This window comes from Prosthecobacter sp., assembly GCF_044378005.1.
In the GTDB taxonomy this organism is placed as follows: Bacteria; Verrucomicrobiota; Verrucomicrobiia; order Verrucomicrobiales; family Verrucomicrobiaceae; genus Prosthecobacter.
This window is the reverse complement of sequence record NZ_JBILYB010000126.1, coordinates 1-17,333: the sequence shown is the minus strand read 5'-3', so window position 1 is coordinate 17,333 and position 17,333 is coordinate 1. Positions and strand designations below refer to the sequence as shown.

At 59.8% G+C, this 17,333-nt stretch carries 14 protein-coding genes, 1 tRNA gene and 1 pseudogene; 9 read left to right on the top strand and 7 right to left on the bottom strand.

Going from position 1 to position 17,333, the window contains the following annotated elements:
• Positions 1–315, bottom strand: a pseudogene (locus tag AC6FTP_RS19930) (PA0069 family radical SAM protein); the annotation flags it as partial.
• An 11-nt stretch (positions 316–326) separates the two neighbouring features.
• Positions 327–932 carry a DUF6580 family putative transport protein gene (locus AC6FTP_RS19925; RefSeq protein WP_497208667.1) on the bottom strand — a complete coding sequence of 202 codons (606 nt, stop codon included), beginning with the start codon at positions 930–932 and terminating at the stop codon, positions 327–329.
• Positions 933–1,063: 131 nt separating this feature from the next.
• On the opposite strand from AC6FTP_RS19925, the gene AC6FTP_RS19920 reads away from it, so the two are divergent.
• Together AC6FTP_RS19920 and AC6FTP_RS19915 are read left to right on the top strand one after the other, a co-directional pair.
• Positions 1,064–2,248 (top strand): AI-2E family transporter, encoded by a 1,185-nt coding sequence (locus AC6FTP_RS19920; RefSeq protein WP_497208666.1) that lies wholly within the window; start codon positions 1,064–1,066, stop codon positions 2,246–2,248.
• Positions 2,249–2,308: 60 nt separating this feature from the next.
• Positions 2,309–2,382, top strand: a tRNA-Gly gene (locus AC6FTP_RS19915).
• 25 nt (positions 2,383–2,407) lie between these two features.
• On the opposite strand, the gene AC6FTP_RS19910 is transcribed toward AC6FTP_RS19915, so the two are convergent.
• From AC6FTP_RS19910 to AC6FTP_RS19900, 3 genes are read right to left on the bottom strand one after another with little or no spacing between them, the layout of a single operon-like run.
• The gene (locus AC6FTP_RS19910) at positions 2,408–3,472 is read right to left on the bottom strand and encodes a lipocalin-like domain-containing protein (protein ID WP_497208665.1); all 1,065 of its coding nucleotides are present in this window, start codon (positions 3,470–3,472) and stop codon (positions 2,408–2,410) included.
• Entirely contained in the window at positions 3,469–6,018 is a 2,550-nt protein-coding gene (locus AC6FTP_RS19905) for an ABC transporter permease (protein WP_497208664.1), read from the bottom strand. Before AC6FTP_RS19905 ends, AC6FTP_RS19910 begins: the two co-directional genes overlap by 4 nt.
• Entirely contained in the window at positions 6,015–6,683 is a 669-nt protein-coding gene (locus AC6FTP_RS19900) for an ABC transporter ATP-binding protein (protein ID WP_497208663.1), read from the bottom strand. The genes AC6FTP_RS19905 and AC6FTP_RS19900 overlap by 4 nt, the downstream gene beginning before the upstream one ends.
• Before the next feature lie 212 nt (positions 6,684–6,895).
• Between AC6FTP_RS19900 and AC6FTP_RS19895 the strand changes: the two genes are divergently transcribed.
• Positions 6,896–7,591: a P-loop NTPase family protein gene (locus tag AC6FTP_RS19895; protein ID WP_497208662.1), complete on the top strand. Its 696-nt coding sequence runs from the start codon at positions 6,896–6,898 to the stop codon at positions 7,589–7,591.
• 130 nt (positions 7,592–7,721) lie between these two features.
• On the opposite strand, the gene AC6FTP_RS19890 is transcribed toward AC6FTP_RS19895, so the two are convergent.
• Entirely contained in the window at positions 7,722–8,393 is a 672-nt protein-coding gene (locus AC6FTP_RS19890; RefSeq protein ID WP_497208661.1) for a hypothetical protein, read from the bottom strand.
• Positions 8,394–8,701: 308 nt separating this feature from the next.
• Between AC6FTP_RS19890 and AC6FTP_RS19885 the strand changes: the two genes are divergently transcribed.
• A complete protein-coding gene (locus AC6FTP_RS19885) occupies positions 8,702–9,301 on the top strand; it encodes a hypothetical protein (protein WP_497208660.1) in 600 nt (199 codons plus the stop codon).
• Positions 9,302–9,318: 17 nt separating this feature from the next.
• Here AC6FTP_RS19885 and AC6FTP_RS19880 read toward each other — a convergent pair whose 3' ends face one another.
• The gene (locus AC6FTP_RS19880; RefSeq protein ID WP_497208659.1) at positions 9,319–10,284 is read right to left on the bottom strand and encodes a type I phosphomannose isomerase catalytic subunit; all 966 of its coding nucleotides are present in this window, start codon (positions 10,282–10,284) and stop codon (positions 9,319–9,321) included.
• Positions 10,285–11,204: 920 nt separating this feature from the next.
• On the opposite strand from AC6FTP_RS19880, the gene AC6FTP_RS19875 reads away from it, so the two are divergent.
• From AC6FTP_RS19875 to AC6FTP_RS19855, 5 genes are all read left to right on the top strand, one after another.
• Positions 11,205–11,969 carry a glycerophosphodiester phosphodiesterase family protein gene (locus AC6FTP_RS19875; RefSeq protein WP_497208658.1) on the top strand — a complete coding sequence of 255 codons (765 nt, stop codon included), beginning with the start codon at positions 11,205–11,207 and terminating at the stop codon, positions 11,967–11,969.
• Positions 11,970–11,978: 9 nt separating this feature from the next.
• Positions 11,979–13,022 (top strand): serine hydrolase, encoded by a 1,044-nt coding sequence (locus AC6FTP_RS19870; RefSeq protein ID WP_497208657.1) that lies wholly within the window; start codon positions 11,979–11,981, stop codon positions 13,020–13,022.
• A 64-nt stretch (positions 13,023–13,086) separates the two neighbouring features.
• Positions 13,087–14,508, top strand: coding sequence for a Gfo/Idh/MocA family protein (locus AC6FTP_RS19865; protein ID WP_497208656.1), 1,422 nt, complete (start codon positions 13,087–13,089; stop codon positions 14,506–14,508).
• 35 nt (positions 14,509–14,543) lie between these two features.
• Complete coding sequence (locus tag AC6FTP_RS19860) at positions 14,544–15,860, top strand: hypothetical protein (RefSeq protein WP_497208655.1); 1,317 nt, start codon at positions 14,544–14,546, stop codon at positions 15,858–15,860.
• An 83-nt stretch (positions 15,861–15,943) separates the two neighbouring features.
• Positions 15,944–17,333: PQQ-dependent sugar dehydrogenase (locus AC6FTP_RS19855; RefSeq protein WP_497208654.1), on the top strand; the 1,390-nt coding region annotated here is incomplete at its 3' end.

The following is a 17,333-nucleotide window of genomic DNA, read 5'->3' as shown; positions in this document are numbered from 1 at the left end:
TTCTTTGATCACGATGCGGCTCTCGAAATCCACCCCGGCCGAGAAGCCGAGCCACTCGTGCGTGGGCCGTGCATAACAGTAGGCGCAGCCATGCTCGCAGCCACGATACGGGTTCAAACTGGCACCAAATGGCAGATCGGGGCTGTTGTGTCGCGAGATGATGGAGCTGGAGTGATCCCGAAAGATCTTCGTGGCTACCTTGGGCGGCTCTTCACCCGGATCATAATGAAGCTGGAGCTCTGAGAACCGCTGCTCTGTATTCACCGCCGCGCCGCGCCCATGAGGGCGGATTCCCGGCACGGCCAGCGGCTTCATGGCGGCTCAGGTCAGGCTGCCGCACGCGTCATCCAAGGCATCGTGACCGAGGAACGAAGACGAGCCTCGGCATTGAAGGCCACGAGCAGCAACGCGCTGAAACTGAGATCACTGATCAGTGAGCTTTTCAGGAAGGTCCAGGTTGGCGCATACGCGGGCAAACCCACGGTCATTGCCTGTACCCAGCCCGCCAAAGTCTTCGCATAAGCTGGCACTGCGTACCATGCAGCTGTGTTGGTGATGACATAAAAGATCACGCTGCAAAGCACGACACCGAGGAGTGACTGGAGCACGCTCAGTTCACCACGCAGCCGCGAGGCAGCAAACGCTGCGACGGCGTACATGGCGTAGATGGCGAGGCTCTCGACATCGAAAGCCGAACCCGCACCGAGAGCAGCGAGATTGATCACGAGCATGGCGAGCGGCCAGACAAACCAAGGCAGCACACGCGGCATGACCAGCGTTCCCGTGAAAGCCAGCGCCATCCAGGGCGAGTAGTTTGGCAGCAGATTCATGCCCGGTGAGGTGAGCTTCAGCCAGCGAAGCACGAGTGCAGCGGCGATGAAGCAAAGCGGCAGCCAGAGAAGGGAGTATGAGCGGCGGGAAGAGGCGAACATGGTGGGCGAGAATACGGACTCTTCTACGCCGTGCAACCCCCGCGAGATCACTTCGAAAGGTCTTGCCGTGACAAAAGCAGGTCTTTTCTCTTGTGCCGTTTCGTATTGTCAGAGAGCTTCACCCTACTGAGATGACAACCGATCAAGAACACACCGAAAAGCACGACAACTGGGGCCAGAAGGGCACTCGAATGCTCATCTCGCTTGCCTGTTTGTTTGTCGTGCTGGCGGGCATGAAACAGGCAGCGGGCGTGCTCGTGCCCATCGTTTATGCCTTCTTTCTCGCGGTGTTGAGCTTCCCTTTGTTGCGCTGGCTGGTGAAAAAGCGCATTCCCTCCCCTATCGCCCTCGGGCTGACCATGCTGGTGAATCTCAGCGTGCTGGCGGGCATCATTACCCTGGCTGTGCGCCTGTTGATGAGCTTTAACAAAGATCTGCCCCGCTACCTCCGCGGCCTGCAAACCACATTGAACGAATTCGCAGGCTGGCTGCAGGACAAGGGAGTGACGGATGCCAAAGCAGCCATCGATAGTCTCTTTGATTGGAATCAACTCATCAGCTACGTGACTCAGCAGGACATAGTGCAGTCACTCGGTTCAATGCTCTCCACCTTCGGCACCGTGGCCACCTTTCTCGCCGGGCTGATCATGGTGCTCATCCTGATGATGTTTGTGCTCATGGAAGCTCAGGGCACAGAGCGCCGCCTCGTAGCCGTGCGTCAGGCGGGCGGCCCTGATCTCAGTGGCCTGCTCCGCAGTGCCACGGACATCCAGAAGTATCTCGGCGTAAAAACGCTCATCAGCGCTCTGACCGGCGTGCTGGCGGGTGTGTGGTGTTGGTTCCTCGATCTTCAGTATCCCCTGCTTTGGGCCATCCTCGCCTTTGTCTTTAACTATATCCCTGCCGTGGGATCAAGCGCGGCCAGCATTCCAGCCATCGTCGAGGCGCTCGTACAGCATGGCTCGGGAGCAGCCATTGGCGTGGCCATCGGATATGGTCTCGTGAACTTCAGCCTCGATAACTTTGTGCAGCCACAGCTTCTCGGAAATCGCTTCGGCATCTCGGCTCTCGTCGTCGTTCTCTCGGTCATTTTCTGGGGCTGGCTCTGGGGACCGCTCGGCATGTTCCTCGCTGTTCCACTCACCATGGTCATCAAGGTGCTGCTCGACAACAATGAGGAGTTCCGTTGGATCTCCATCGCCATGGCACAGAAAAAGATCCGTCGGGGTGAGGTCGAGGTCGTCGGTTATGACATTGTCGATGACGAAATTCTCGGCGCAGGCGCCAGCACTGAAATACCCGGCAGCCGGAAGTAAACGTGCCGCAGGATTGACATCCCTGATGCCCGCGCCAAGAATCGGAACACGGATAACCACGCGGGTGTAGTTCAATGGTAGAACACGTGCTTCCCAAGCATGATACGTCAGTTCGATTCTGATCACCCGCTCCATCTCGCAGGGCTTGTTGAGCACCGCTTACTTCCCACCGAGATACTTCCGCAAATCTCCGGCATAGCCTGCCAGTTCCAGGAATGCTCGGCCAATCACGTCGCCGTGCGCATCAAGCACATCGCACGCGCCTTCCCAGTAAGGCAGGCCCGTGATGGAGCCGCCTTGCTCCTGATCCTGCACCAGCGGTCTCAGTTCAAAGACACTGTCTTCACTCTCGATACGCACACGGTTCGGATACTCCGCTCCGCTGTGCAGGCTCTTCCACATCGCGAGAGGCTTCCAGGTGAAGTCGGCCTTCCTTAGTGTGCCATCCTTGGCGATCCAGGTCAGGGTGGAGGCCGCATCCGTGGTTCCGTCCGTGCGCCTCATGCGATACACCATGATCTCGCGACCATCCGCCAGCTGGATGGCGGCCCAGTCCCAGCCGCTCTGACCTTCATCGAGTTGCGAGCTGCTGAACTCATGATCCATCCAGGCCTCGCCATGCACGCGATGCTCCACCGCGCCGATCTTCACGCTGCCCGCTGCCTTCAATCTAGGAAAGGTCAGGTAATGACTCGCCGCACTCTCCGCCGCGCCTTTGCGGGACACGCCATCTTTGCCGAAGACCACCAGCGGCTTCACCGCCTCCAACTCCAGCTTTAGGACAGCGTCCGCCTTCACCGTCGCCGCCACCGTGATCTTCTGCGTGGCTTCATCGAGCTTGAGGGACCAGTTCGCATTCCGCACATCGAGAGTCTTGGCCGATGAGAAAGCATCCCAGCCATCCCGATGCAGCCTTTCTTCGTGAAGAAAGCGACCGCTGGCTGCATCCAGAAGCGCGGCGTGGGCCAGATGAAGATGCGTGACACCTGCTCCAGCCCTGGCGGCCTGACGGAAGAACGTCACCTGAAAGCCAAAACGCTGCCCGACCTCGCCATCCAGATGCCCCGTGAGATACCACCACTCCGTGCGGAACTCCTCATGGCTTCCGTGATCGCGTGGGAACTCAAACACGCGCCCCGGCTGCGGCAGCGCGAAGCCGTCCGGCGTGGTTTGGGCGGATGCCTGAGAGGCAATGACCCACATCATGATGATCCAAGCTCTCATTCCTGTTCCTCCCATTTCATTTTTGCCGCCCACTTCCCGACCATCGCCGCCACCAGGGCACCAACACCAACGACGGCCACCAGCAGCCCGATCATCTGGGCTGTCGGAACGGACAAACTCAGCGTCCAGCCAAAGCACTGTTTGTTCACGCGAAAGATGAGCAGCCAGCCGAGCCAGCCGCCGGAGAGCAGACCCATCACCGCACCTGCCGCCGCCACGCCCGCACCTTCCCAGGCACTTGCCGCCGCGATCTGCCTGCCGGTCATGCCGAGCGACCTCAGCGTGCTCAGGTCCGCCCGACGCTCCAGTAGCAGGCTGGCAAGCGCGAGACCCAGCCCCGCCACCGCCACGAAGACACCGATGACCTCCAGCGCATAGGTCACCGAAAAGGTCTGCCTGAAAATGCGCAAGGCCTCCCGCCTCAGATGGGCATTGGTGAAAACAGAAAGGCCGGGATTCGCCATCGAGATCGACTTGGCCACGGCATCAGCATCCGCGCCCGGCTTTAACATCAAAGCCACCCGCCAGGCCATTTCGCCCTGGAACCATTGGCGGAACACCTCCTGCGAGATCGTCACTGAGCCCCGTTCATTGCCATAGTCCGCCTGGATGCCCACGAACCGCACGCGATGCCCGCCCGGCAGATCCAATTCATCGCCCACTTTCACACTGAAGCGTTCAGCAAAGCTCTCGTTCATCAGCGCAGGAGTCGTGCCTTCCGACTTCCACCACTCGCGCGGCGTCGGGGCCTGCACCCAGGAATAGACTTCATGCTTCAGCGTGTGCGGGCCATCGACGCCCAGCACCATCGTGGGTGCCTCACGCAGCATGATTTTCTGCGCGCTGAGCACGGCGACCTCCGCAGCTTCTGGGATCTCCCGCAGCCGCTGCACGGTCTCGGGGCCGATCTGGTGCGTACTGCTCGCGCTTTGCGCTCCAGCGCTGGAGACATACAGGTCGGCCTTCATCGTGCGCTCGATCCAGCCACGCATCGTCGAGTCAAAGCTCGCCACCATGATCGCCATGCCGGCGGTCATCGCCACCGCACTCGCCAGAGCCGCCACGGCGAAGCGATGTCTCACCGTTGGTTGGCGGAGGTGGCTGATACCGAGCCGCAGTGTCACCCTGGGACTCCTGAGACCGATGTGGCACATGGGTTTCATGAGGTCCGCCGCCACCAAGCCCGTGCCGAGCAGCCAGGAAAGTGCCGCCGCATACGCTGCCAGCGGCACCCGTGTACCGCCGCTCAAGCGCCATGGACCGATCTGCGCCAGGATCAGGGCTGTGGCCATCAGCGCCCAGCCCAGCCATTCTGCACGCCACCAGCCACCACCGCCAAAGGTCGCCGCTTTGCGACCCAGCATGTGGACCGGCGGCGTGTGCGCGGCTTCACGGGCCGGCCACCACGCCGCGATCAAACTCGTCACCAGCGCGATGCCCAGACTCAGCGCGGCCTCACCGAGATGAAGAGACGCTCCCTTCACACTCGAAGCGCCATAGAGCGCGTTCACCGTCTTGCTCACGCCACCGACTGCGGCCTGCGCGCCGAGCCAGCCGACGAGCAATCCCAGCAGTCCGCCCACGATCCCGAGCAGCAGCGCCTCGATCAAGAACGCGCGCTGAATCTCCGTGTCCGTGACACCGAGCGACTTCAGCACGCCGATCTCCTCCCGCCTGCGGATCACCACGCCATCCAGTGCCTGGAAAATGAGATACCCGCCGACAAACAAGGCCAGCAGCGAGAGGATAGTGAGGTTCAGCCGAAAGGCCTCCGTCATCGTGCCAGCCAGCGCTCGATGATCTTCCGCACCGCTCACCTGCCAGCGGTCCTTTGCCGCGCCACGCAGCACTTCACCCGCTTTGTTTCGCAGATCAGCAAAGGCATCCCCACGCGTCACCAGCACCTCCACACGATCCACTTTTCCCCTGCGCTGCATCACCTGCTGGGCCGCTGGCAGATCCATGAGCAGCATCGTCTCCGGCAGTGTCGGCACACCCGGTTGCTCCACCACTACACCGCCGACTTTCAGCGTGATCATCCGCTCGTTCAGCACCAAGCGCAGCTCATCGCCCACCTTCTTGTGCAGCTTTTCACTGACAAAGACTCCCTCTGCCGCGCGAGCATCTCCCGTGAGGCCCGCTGGAGCATCGCCGCGCAGATTCAGCAGACTCACGAAGTCCGTGCCCAGCAGCTTCCAGGTCACGCCGGAGCCGATCTCCATCTGCCTGCCCTCCACAAAGGGCATCACCGTTTCCTCCACCACCGGCAGTAGATTCACCGGGCTCTCCGCGAGAGTTTCCCGCATCTCCCGCAACCAGCTTTCAGATAAACTGCCCGTCGTGCCCGTGATGGTGAAGTCCGCCTGCCGCGTGATGCCGCTGGTGAACTGCTCGAAGCCGCTCAGCGCCGCGCGATTCGCCAGCCGCATCGCCAGATACACGCCCGAGCCCAGCGCCAGGATCAGCATCAGCGCCACATGCTGCCGCCATGAGATGCGCCAGTGACGGAGCGCGCAGCGTTCGAGGATGAGGCGTGTCGTGCTCATGCCTCGATCAGCTCTCCGTCACGCATCCGCAGCACACGCTCGCACCGCTTCGCGGCCTCTTCACTGTGCGTCACCATCAGCAGCGCGGCGTTGGTTTCCCTCACCACCTCCGCCAGCAGATCCAGCACCTGCGCGCCGGTGGTCGAGTCGAGATTCCCCGTCGGTTCATCCGCCAGCAGCAAAGCAGGTCGATGAATCACCGCCCGCGCGATCGCCACCCGCTGCATCTCCCCGCCGGAAAGCTCCGAAGGCAAAGCCCCGGCCCGGTGCGCCACGCCCACGCGCTCCAGCAACGACTTCACCCGGGATTCACGTTCCGCGGTGCTCACTCCGAGAAGTTGCAGCGGCAGTTCCACGTTCTCCGCCGCCGTCAGCGTCGGCAACAGATGGAAGAACTGAAACACCGTCCCCAGATACATCCGCCGCACCCGCGCCAGCCCGTCTGAGTCCAGCCCGTGCAGCGCCACGCCTGACACGATGACCTCCCCACTGTCCGCACGATCCACTCCGCCGATGCAGTTCAGCAGCGTCGTCTTCCCACTGCCGGAAGGCCCCAGCAAGGCCGCACGCTCCCCGGCCGCCAGTTGAAAAGAGACCCCACGCAGGATTGGACGCTCCGCATAGGATTTGGTGAGCGAGGCGACTTGGAGGACAGCAGAGAGCATGTGAGGAGATTGATTCTTTACGTCTCATTCCAGAAAAGGGCCATCTTCCTCTGCAACAATGGCCGCATGGGTCATCTGGCAGCGAGCATCCCCGTCAGTTCCAGAGATTTCCGATGGACATGGAACGCAGTCTGCTGATTGGGGACTTTCACTTTTCGATCATCGCACACCTACCTGCGGCGATGTCGTTCAACCCTCCCTATTCTCCCTTCGTGGCAAACATCCATTTCATCGGCGGCGAAAAAGGCGGCGTCGGCAAATCCGTCGTCGCTCGTGTTATCGCTCAATACTTCATCGATCACAGCCTGCCGTTTCTTGGTTTTGATACCGACCGTTCGCACGGATCACTGCTGCGCTTCTACACGGACTACGCCTCGCCGGTGGTGGTCGATCAATACGAGAGCCTCGACACCATCGTCGAAGCTGCGAGCGAACAGCCCGACAAACGAATCCTCGTGGATCTGGCGGCTCAGACGCATGAGCCCCTGGTGAAATGGATGGATGATTCCGGCGTGCTGGAGGCAGCAGGCGAGGCAGGCCTCACTCTAACGTACTGGCATGTGATGGATTCGGGACGGGACTCCGTGGATCTACTCAAGAAGGTTCTGGATCGTTTCGGCTCACGCCTGAACTACATCCTCGTCCTCAACCAACTGCGAGGTGACAACTTCGACATTTTTGAAAAGTCGGGCGAGAAGCAGCATGCCCTGTCCCTTCATGCACGCATCGTGACCTTGAGGCGTCTTCACGAAAATGTGATCAACAAGATCGATGCAGGCAGCACCAGCTTTTGGGCGGCCAAAAAAAGGAGTGCCACCGAGGCGACAGGACTGGGCATACTGGAACGTCAGCGCGTGAAAGTTTGGCTGAACCACGCCTACGAGCAGTTGGATGGACTTTATCTTTGAGTCAGCGTGAACAAGGCAGGTAGCGCACGTCGGCTCCCGAGTGCCCCCTGAACGCGCAGCAAGGCGGAGTATCCGCTCCCTGCTGCGACACTCTGTAAGCCGCCGACCGCCACAAAGTTTCTGTGGCTGATCAGAGCCCTTCCCAGAGCTTCACGTCGTCGATCATGCAAGTCCCCAAGTCGAGAGCCTTGAAGTCAATCTGGTGCTGCCCTGCCATGTCGATGTTCTTGCTCTCGAAGACATGCTTCTTCCCATCAATCTTCAGCAGGAGCGTGCCTTTTTTCACCTCGATGACCACGTCATGCCACTGATTGAGTGCAAAGAGAGGCTGCTCCACAGGGAGCGTCTCGACGTTCTTCTTGATCGTCAGTGTTGTGGCCTTCTCACTGAAGCTGATTGTGTGAATGTGATGACCGATGTCGAGCAGCGGAAAACCCTTCGCGTAGGCCTTGCCATCATAGCGCACACGCAGGGTGCAGACGAAGTTCTCCGGCACCTTCCTGAGCCAGATCACCGGCTTTAATCCGGCATGAGATGGGTCATCACTCGCCTTCTTCTTCTCCTGATACTCCTTGGAAGACGGGCTGCCACTCAGCACCCCGTCTTTGATCTCCCAGGTGGTGTTCTGGCGGACCTCCCAGAACTCGGTGTTCAGCGGGCCGTCAAAGCTGTCCGCATAGACGAGTTTGGTGCTCTTGAACAACTCCGACTGGTAGTCTAAACCGTCGGCACGAAGCGCGGAATTCAAGGCCGGGGCAAGGAGGCAGAGGGACAGGCGGAGGAAGCGGGCGGGGATTTTCATGAGGGGAGCTGTGAACGTGACATCGGGTTTCGTCTTGCTCTGATGTAGCCACCTCAGCTTGAAGACTCTGGCCTGAAAATTTGTCTTGTCCTATGGGCAGGAATTTGATTCATAGAACCCTACGTCTGATACCACCCGAGGATTTACCCATGAAGACTCCCACACAACTTCCTACGAGATCATTCATACCCCTCTGGATCTGTCTGCAATTTTTCGGGGCCAGTCTTTTACAGGCGGAGTTGCGGGAATTTAAAGACCCGCAGGGCCGGAAGGTGATGGCAGAGCTCTTGTCGCATGACGGAGTGGGCATGCTCAGCCTGAAGCTTCAAAACGGAACACCCTTTCAAAAAACGGCCAATCAGTTCAGCGTCGAAGACCAGGCCTACATCGCGGAATGGCTGAAGCGCACACCAGCCACGGTCGCCTATCGGTTTGAAGTCAAAGCGACTGCGGACAAACTCTCAGGCAACCGGAAAAACCTGGGTTACAAAACGGTCAAGAATGAACTCTGGGCCTACAAGGTAGAACTCCGCAACACGGCCCGCAATGCGGTCCAGAATCTGAAGGTGGAATACCGGGTCTTTGTGAAGGATGAAGCGGACGGCTCTTTTGCCAGCAGCGACATTCGTGGAGATGGTTTCCACGCAGGGGTGGCATCAGTCACCGGGCCGCTGCGCTACAATGATGCCGGCACCTTCACGACGAAGGAGGTGGAGATCGACGTGGTGGACTACCGCTACTCCACCAACCGCGAAGACCGCCATGCGGATGCTCTGCGAGGCCTGATGCTGCGCATCAAAGATGACAAGGACAAGGTCGTTTTCGAGTGGGCCTCACCCATTACCACGCTGCGCGGAAAGACCTGGGACAGCATCCCGAAGAGTCTGGAAATCAAATCTGGCAGCTAGCAAAGACTGCTTTCAGTTCAGGCTTTCGGAATGCGGATCTCCAGCCAGTGCGCCGCCGCCATGGTTTGGATGCAACGAGCACTGCCAGAAAGGATGGCTGGCACGAGGGCGAAGTCGCCTGCGCGGAGAGTGCGACTCCCAGCACTCAGCTTTCCTGAGATCAAGGCGATGCAAAGATGCTCCCCAGACTGGCCGAGCTGCGCCGATTCACCCACCGCCAAACGCCCCTCACGAACCTCAAAGAACTCACAGCTCACAAGTCGCCCTTGAGCATCGGTTTGCTGAAAGCCGGGAGCTGGGCTGGTGAAGTCGATACTGCGGAGAGACTCCTGCACATGCAGCGCGCGTGGCTGGCCATCGAGCCCCACGCGGTTCCAGTCAAAGACGCGGTAAGTTGTATCGCTGTTTTGCTGGATCTCATAGATCACTAACCCGGCACCGATGGCATGGATGAGACCGCTGGGGATGAAGAGGCAGTCCCCAGCCTTCGGCTCCAGCACCTGCACACCTTCGGCCACAGTGCCGTTGGCGATGAGCTGCTCGAAATCTTCGCGGGTAATGCCCCCGCGAAGCCCGGCATAGATCCGGGCACCGGGCTCAGCATGGACCACGACCCACATCTCCGTCTTCGGCTCCCCCCCTAGTTCAGGGGCAATGTCGGCGGGCGGATGCACCTGGATGGAGAGATCATCACAGGCATCCAGGATCTTCATCAGCAGCGGATAGCGCGGCGAAGGCTCCTGCACCAAGGCCGCGCCAAAAACCGCCTCCCGGTGCTGTGTCCACAGATCATGCAGACTGAGTCGGGTGCCATCTGGCAGCGTGGTCAGACTTTGCTCATGCTCACGGTCACTGATCTCCCAGGACTCACCGTACGGCGTGCCTGACTCGGGCAAAGACCGCCCGAAGAGCGATTCGAGCCGTCGCCCACCCCAGACGCGAGTTTGATAAAGGGGCACGAAGGTCAGGAGTGAGTCGAACATGCCGTCATTCAACGCGTGATGACTCCCGCCCGCAAGGCGCAGAAATCATCTCAACAGTCACAATGGCTGTGACCCGCCTCATGGAGAACGAGACTACCAGACCAAGCCTTCATGGACCACCATCCCTCTCAGCGCCTGTGCCGGAATGCCTACATGCGGTGTGCCTACGTTCTTATGCTAACTTTATGAAAGTGACAATGCCGTAACTACATTCAACCAACGGCGTAGAAGATATGTATCGTAAACTCAGCACATTCGAAACGTAACAATCACGCCATCACCGTTACTTCTTCAGTGAAGGCAGTATATAACAACCGCTTCCAGACTTTGCTAAGTCGTTCAACCGCTCGGATGCAGAGCAGTTAGAGCTTTGCGAGTTCATCGATCGCGATCACACACTCACGAAGCCCATAACACACGACATTAACGTTACATTATAGGGTGGACAGAAGCGTTTAAATTGTAGCTATAAACTTACTCATCAACGCTTTATAAAATCCTCTCGACCCGTTCGTTGCACTCCATCAAAATGACACATGTAACTTCCTGCAGGTGTCAAAAATCTCGATCTCTTGACGGCATTAGCGTTACTTGAACCATTAACGAGGAGCGCGTGTTGGAATGACGCATGACTTGAACTGGAAATGAACCTCAAAATGTATCGCCCACGAAGCTCTGCGCGACCTTCAGTTTCAACCACGCATCATCCAGCAGGTCGATGTATCTTTAGTGCCGTTTCATGAGGTTCATAAAACCGTCTCGCCACCTTTCCCGATGGCAGTGACATTCGGGCTAGAAGGCGGGATGGCGAGACGCAAACTCAACCTGTGTGTGGATTGCGACTGGTAATTTAAGAGTCCTTGGTCACGTTCAGATTCACCTGCCCTATGCTTCACTTTCCACGTCTGCTCCCCTGCCTCATGCTCTTATCTTTCCAAGCTCAAGCGCTGGAGATCATCGCCCATCGTGGATATTCGGAAATCGCTCCAGAGAACACGGTGGCGGCGTTTAAGCTGGGCTGGGAAAAGGGGACGGACGCCTGCGAGCTGGACCTTTACCTTACGGGCGACAATCAGATCGCGATCCTGCATGATGCGGACACGAAGCGGACGACAGGCGTGCTCAAGCTGGTAAAGGAGACCCCGCTGGCGGAACTCCAGGCGCTGGACGCGGGCTCCTGGAAGAGCCCGGCCTACAAGGGGGAGCGCATCCCGAGTCTGGCGGAGGCGCTGTCGACTTTACCGGAGGGGCGGCAGCGTTTCTTTTTGGAGATCAAGGACACGGTGCGCGTGGTGCCGGAGCTGACGCGGCAGCTCGCGGGCTGGAAGTCGCGCGCCTCGCAGCTCTGCATCATCGCGTTTGACCGGGCGGTGGCGCAGGAGTGCAAGAAGGCGATGCCCTGGATGCCGGTGTACCGTCTTTCCTCGGAGAAAACGAAGGACAAGAAGCCGGTGGATCTGGCAAAGCTGATCAGTGATACGAAGGCGGATGGTCTGGACGGTCTGGACCTGGGGCTGAAGTGGGACTGGTCCCCTGCCCTGGTGGAGCAGGTGCGCGCGGCGGGCCTGAAGCTGTATGTGTGGACGGTGAACAAGCCGGAGGATGCGCGCCGACTGGCCGCGCTGGGCGTGGATGGCATCACGACGGATGATCCCGTGATGCTGCGTGAGGCGGTAAAACCCTGATCTACGCGCGTGAGACTCCTCGGCCTGGCTTTCCTTTTCATGCTCAGCACGCTGGTGCAGGCGGATGAGGCGCTGGATGCCGCGCTGGATGGCATCGCCCCCGAACTGCGGAAGTGGGCGACGGTCTGTGTGGTTTCGGAGAAGGATGGGAAACCCTCCTTTGAGTGGCATGACTACCGCGACACGGGAACACGGACCGACTTCTGGCCGGCGAGCACGATCAAGCTCTACACCGCCATCGCCGCGTGTGTGCGGATGAACCAGAAGGGCTTCACCCTGGATGCAGCGGTGCAGTTTCAGCATGAGGAGATGGGCGTGTGGAAGCTGGACTGCGCCCGCTCGCTGCGGGAGATGCTGAGCGAGGTCTTCCGCCGCTCGTCGAACGAAGATTACACGCTGCTGCTGCGGCTGTGCAGTATCGACTGGCTGAACCGGGAGTTTCTGACGCCGGAGACCGGCTTCGAGAAGTCGGCGCTGATGCGCGGCTATGTGAAGGAGCGGCCCTGGGGCTACATCCGCGAGGAGACGCAGCGTCTGCGGGCGATGAGTGCGGACGGCATCACCAAGCAGACCTGGGAGCACCGCTGGTCAGGCCACTCCTACTCCGCCGAGCGCGGAGCGACGATCATCGACGCGAAGACGGGAAATGTGACCACGCCGCGCGATCTGGCGAACTGCCTTCGGCGGCTGATGTTTCATGCGGAACTGCCGCCTGGGGAGCGCTTTGACCTGAGCCAGGAGCAGGTGGATTTTCTTTTGCATGGCGCGGATGGGCTGACGGGCCTGGAGACGAAGCACGCTGACTCCGGCCCCAGCGCCTGGAAGGATGGGCTGGAGCGAGTTTTCCCAGAGGCGCGCTTTTACCACAAGTGCGGGGTGATCAGCGATTACGCACTGGAGGTCGCCTGTCTGGATGATCGCGCGAACGGCGGCCCCTGCTTCATCCTCGTGCCGGTGATCCATGCCGGTCTTGCCACGAAACCGGTCTCGGGGGAGAAGCACATCAGTGCCATGAGCCAGGCCATCGGTGCGTGGGTGAAGACGCGGCGGTGAAGCAAACTTCCCGAACTCGCTTGTTGCTCCGAAGGGCACGCCGCCGCTACAATCACGCCCCGCCATGAAGAAGATCCCTTTCACCACCCGCCGTCAGTTCCTTAGCACCAGCGCCGCCGCGCTCGGCTTTCCCATGATCGTGCCACGCTCCGTCTTCGGTGCGGCAGGCCGCCCGGCTCCCTCGGAGCGGATCACGGTGGGTGCCATCGGCTGGGGCACCATCGCCGGGGACTGGACGCCTTCGTTTTTAAACAATGACAAGTGCCAGGTGATCGCCGTGGCAGACCCGATGAAGGAGTACGGTCACTACGGTTACGATGGCAAGGAAACCGGTGGTCGTGAAGCCGGGAAGAAGATCATCGACGCGCACTACTCTCAGTCCGCCAACAAGCCCGCGAAGGTCTGCACCGCCTATGCCGACTTCCGCGAGATGCTCGAGAAGGAAGACCTCGACGCGGTGCAAGTCTCCACGCCGGATCACTGGCACGCCTACATGGCCGTGTATGCGGCACGCAAGGGCAAGCACATCTACGGGCAGAAGCCCCTGGCCCTGAACATCGCCGAAGGTCGCCTCATGGCGGACGAAGTGGCCAAGGCAGGCGTGACCTGGCAGACCGGTAGCCAGCAGCGCAGCGACATCTACTTCCGCATGGCCTGCGAGATGGTGCGCAATGAGCGCATCGGCAAGCTCAAGCGCGTCCGCGTAGGACTCCCTGGCGGGCATTCCAACTGGAACGGCATGGCGGACAAGACCGAGGTGGCACCGGTGCCGGCGGACTTCGATTATGAAATGTGGCTCGGCCCTGCGGAGCAGATGGACTACCGCCCCGCCCTGCTGCCCCTGAACTGGCGGCATAACTTCCACTTCTCCGGCGGCATGATCACCGACTTCGGAGCGCATCACATCGACATCGCCCAGTGGGGCATGGGCACCGAGCACACGGGGCCAGTGGAATTGAAGAACATCTCCGGCACACGGAACAAAGACGCGCTCTACAACACCGCAACGGCCTTCAATTTTGAATGCGTGTATGACAACGGCCTCGTGATGCACGTCGCCAGCCCGGATCACAAGCTCATGCCGGAAGTGGAAGCCGCGCTCCAGACTTCGGGTGCCAAGAAACCCTTCGACCACGTCGGCGTGCTCTTTGAGGGCGATGCCGGGAAGTGGATCTATGTGAACCGTGGCAAGATCACCGCCAGTGATCCCGCGATCCTGCGCGAGAAGATCAGCGACAAGGAAATCCACCTCTATGAGAGCAAGGATCACACGGACAACTTCCTGAGCTGTATCTACGACGGCAAGCGCACCGCCACACCTGTGGAAATCAGCCATCGCAGCATCACCATCGCCCATCTGGCAAACATCGCCCTGCGCACCGACAGCGCGGGTCTGAAGTGGAATCCACAGACGGAGAAGATCGAAGGCAACGAGGCGGCATCGAAGCTGCTCTCGAAGGAATGGAGAAAGCCGTGGGTGCTGTGAACCAACGAAAACTCATCCCCTCAATATCTGCACCGATGACTGGACGCGCTCTGTCTCTCGCCTTTGCCCTGACAGGCAGTGCGTGGGCACAGACGCTCCAGCTCAATCCGGCGGACATGCTGAAAAGCAGCGGCATCGGCCAGGCGCAGACTGGGGCTCCCGCCGCAGAGCCAGCTCCCACGACGGCAGTTCCGGCTGCCTCATCTGCTCCGTTAGCTCCCGTGAAAATCGCTCAGGGTTATCTTTATGTGGAGCCGTATCAGGCGCGGTTTGAGATGCTGGTGGATGCCCCCCGCTTTCTGCACTGGCTAAACCCGCTGAAGGAACAGCCAAACATCTTGGATGAAGCCGCCCAAAAAGCAGCCTGTGAAGCCGCAAAAGAACAAGTGCTCGACTGGTGCCGCCTGAGCACTGGAGGAACGCGAATCGAAGGCAGCTTCATTGGCGTCAGCATGGTCAAAGGCAAGCCCGGAGCCACCCTGCCCATGGCCCCCGGCGAGTCCCTGGCGACAAGCGAGGCCATGTTTGGCTTCACCTGGGAATATCCGACCCCTCCCGGCCCGGATGAGATCATCGTGGAATGGCGTGGCTTCATCGAAGATATCCAGACACTCCCCGTGCGCGTCTTTTTTGGCTCCCAATCCGAGCTTCTCGAAGCCAGCACCTTCCTGCCAAAAATCTCCTGGAAAGCCCAGGGCCGACTGCCGCTGCCCGCCCCTCTGGCCAGTGTGCCCCAGATCACGCTCTCAGATTCCTTCCCTCTGCCAATCGCCACGATTCTCTGGGCGCTGGGAGGCCTGGTCTTCCTGGCCTTCGTGCGCCTGCATGACCGCCACCTCCCTGGCGGCTCGATGCCCTTCCTCGGTGCCTGGGTGCTCGGGGCGGTGCTGAGTTGGCCGCTTTTAAACATCCAAATCGGCGGCAAGGCCGATGTGCCTGAGATCAAGGAAAAGAAAGATGCCGAAGCCATCCTCACCCCCCTGCTGAGGAACGTGTATCGCGCCTTCGATCACCGCAATGAATCGGAGATTTATGATGTGCTCGCCCGCAGCGTGGACGGCGAACTCCTTCGGAAACTTTACCTCGAAACCATCCAGGCCCTCACCCTCGAAGGCCGCGAAGGCACCCGCGTGACGATCAGTGAATTCAGCGCCGATATCACGGGCGTGCAGCCCGCGCCCAGTGGAGATGGCTTCATCACCGAGTGTCAATGGACCGCGATGGGGAATGTCGGCCACTGGGGCCACAGCCACACCCGCGTGAACCGCTACACCGCCAAAGTCACCATCACCCCGGTGGTCAACGCCTGGAAGATCACCCAGCTTGAGGTGAGTGAGACAAGGCGACTTTGACGGCTTGTCAGCAAGCGGGGTGATTCAGGCTTGCCACCGCAACTGCTTTCTGGTGTGATCCACTCACCCCAATCCCGTTCACCATGAACTCCTTCCGTCTTTTGTCGGCACTCTTGCTGGCCCCTCTCCTCTCCCAAGCCGCCTTCCCGACGCTCTATCTAAAGAACGTCTGCGACGACCAGCTCCACGCGCCGACGAACATCACCAACGCCGGAGATGGCAGCGGACGTCTCTTCATCTGTGATCAGCCAGGGAAAATCTACATTTTCAAAGATGGCATGCTGCTACCCACGCCATTTCTTGATGTTGGGCCTGAGATGGTGACCTTCAGCACGACTTACAGTGAACGCGGGCTGTTGGGCATGTGCTTTCACCCCGATTATGAGAACAGTTCTGCTGCTGGCTATCGCTGCTTCTATGTGAACTACTCTGCGCCCAGCACTCACCCGACACTGAATCCAGTGGTCGCAGGCGGCACTACCAACAACGTGACCGTGATCGCTGAATACAAAGTCTCGCTCGCGAATCCCAATATCGCCGATCCAACGACGAAACGCATCGTCCTGACTTACGGTCAGCCGCAGAGCAATCACAATGGCGGGCAACTTGAGTTCGGGCCCGATGGCTACCTCTACATCGCCAGCGGGGACGGTGGTGGAGCCAATGACAATCCAGCAGGGCATACGGAAGGCACCGGTGCGGCTTCGGCGGGCCGTGTCAGCGGCACCTTGGGGAATGGTCAGGACCGGCGAACTCTACTCGGCAAAATTCTGCGCATCGATCCTCTCGGCACCAACGGCCCTGGGGGCAGCTATGGCATTCCGGCCAGCAACCCGTTCATCGGCCAGACACAAGACTTCAGCGACAACGCACTCGACGGCCCCATGCGCGGCGAGATCTACGCGTATGGGATGAGAAACCCATGGCGTTTCTGTTTTGACTCGAACTTCGGTGGTGCCGCAAGGATGATCTGTGCGGATGTCGGGCAGATCAATGTCGAGGAGATCGACTTCATCACCAGCGGTGGCAATTACGGATGGCGCATGAAAGAAGGCACCGTGGATTTCGACACCATCGCGGCCTATGGCGGCAGTCCGCCTGCCGTGATTGCTCCTGTGGCGGAGTATGCACATCCCACCAACGCGGTAGGAGGCGGCTCTCACGGCACGTTGCCCGGCACTGAGACCATGCAGCGCCTGGGGGCCTCCATCACGGGTGGTTACGTTTATCATGGCAGTGCCATCCCCACACTCCAGGGCAAGTATGTGTTTGCTGACTACGCTGCGGGAGGCATCACACCTGGTGGTGGCGTTCTTTTGGGGATGGAAGAAACCTCTCCTGGTGTCTATGCCCTGAACAACGGCCCCCTGAGTATCCACAATCCCCTGCCATCAGCGGCTCGCATCTACTGCTTTGGCGTCGATGAGACAGGAGAGATGTACTTCGCGGCCAAAACCACTTCGGGTGTGCTCT

What these genes read in the sequence shown, in the direction of transcription:
- AC6FTP_RS19925 (WP_497208667.1), bottom strand. Translation starts at nt 932, where the DNA reads ATGTTCGCCTCTTCCCGCCGCTCATACTCCCTTCTCTGGCTGCCGCTT.
- AC6FTP_RS19920 (WP_497208666.1), top strand. Translation starts at nt 1,064, where the DNA reads ATGACAACCGATCAAGAACACACCGAAAAGCACGACAACTGGGGCCAG.
- AC6FTP_RS19910 (WP_497208665.1), bottom strand. Translation starts at nt 3,472, where the DNA reads ATGAGAGCTTGGATCATCATGATGTGGGTCATTGCCTCTCAGGCATCC.
- AC6FTP_RS19905 (WP_497208664.1), bottom strand. Translation starts at nt 6,018, where the DNA reads ATGAGCACGACACGCCTCATCCTCGAACGCTGCGCGCTCCGTCACTGG.
- AC6FTP_RS19900 (WP_497208663.1), bottom strand. Translation starts at nt 6,683, where the DNA reads ATGCTCTCTGCTGTCCTCCAAGTCGCCTCGCTCACCAAATCCTATGCG.
- AC6FTP_RS19890 (WP_497208661.1), bottom strand. Translation starts at nt 8,393, where the DNA reads ATGAAAATCCCCGCCCGCTTCCTCCGCCTGTCCCTCTGCCTCCTTGCC.
- AC6FTP_RS19885 (WP_497208660.1), top strand. Translation starts at nt 8,702, where the DNA reads ATGCTCAGCCTGAAGCTTCAAAACGGAACACCCTTTCAAAAAACGGCC.
- AC6FTP_RS19880 (WP_497208659.1), bottom strand. Translation starts at nt 10,284, where the DNA reads ATGTTCGACTCACTCCTGACCTTCGTGCCCCTTTATCAAACTCGCGTC.
- AC6FTP_RS19875 (WP_497208658.1), top strand. Translation starts at nt 11,205, where the DNA reads ATGCTCTTATCTTTCCAAGCTCAAGCGCTGGAGATCATCGCCCATCGT.
- AC6FTP_RS19865 (WP_497208656.1), top strand. Translation starts at nt 13,087, where the DNA reads ATGAAGAAGATCCCTTTCACCACCCGCCGTCAGTTCCTTAGCACCAGC.
- AC6FTP_RS19860 (WP_497208655.1), top strand. Translation starts at nt 14,544, where the DNA reads ATGACTGGACGCGCTCTGTCTCTCGCCTTTGCCCTGACAGGCAGTGCG.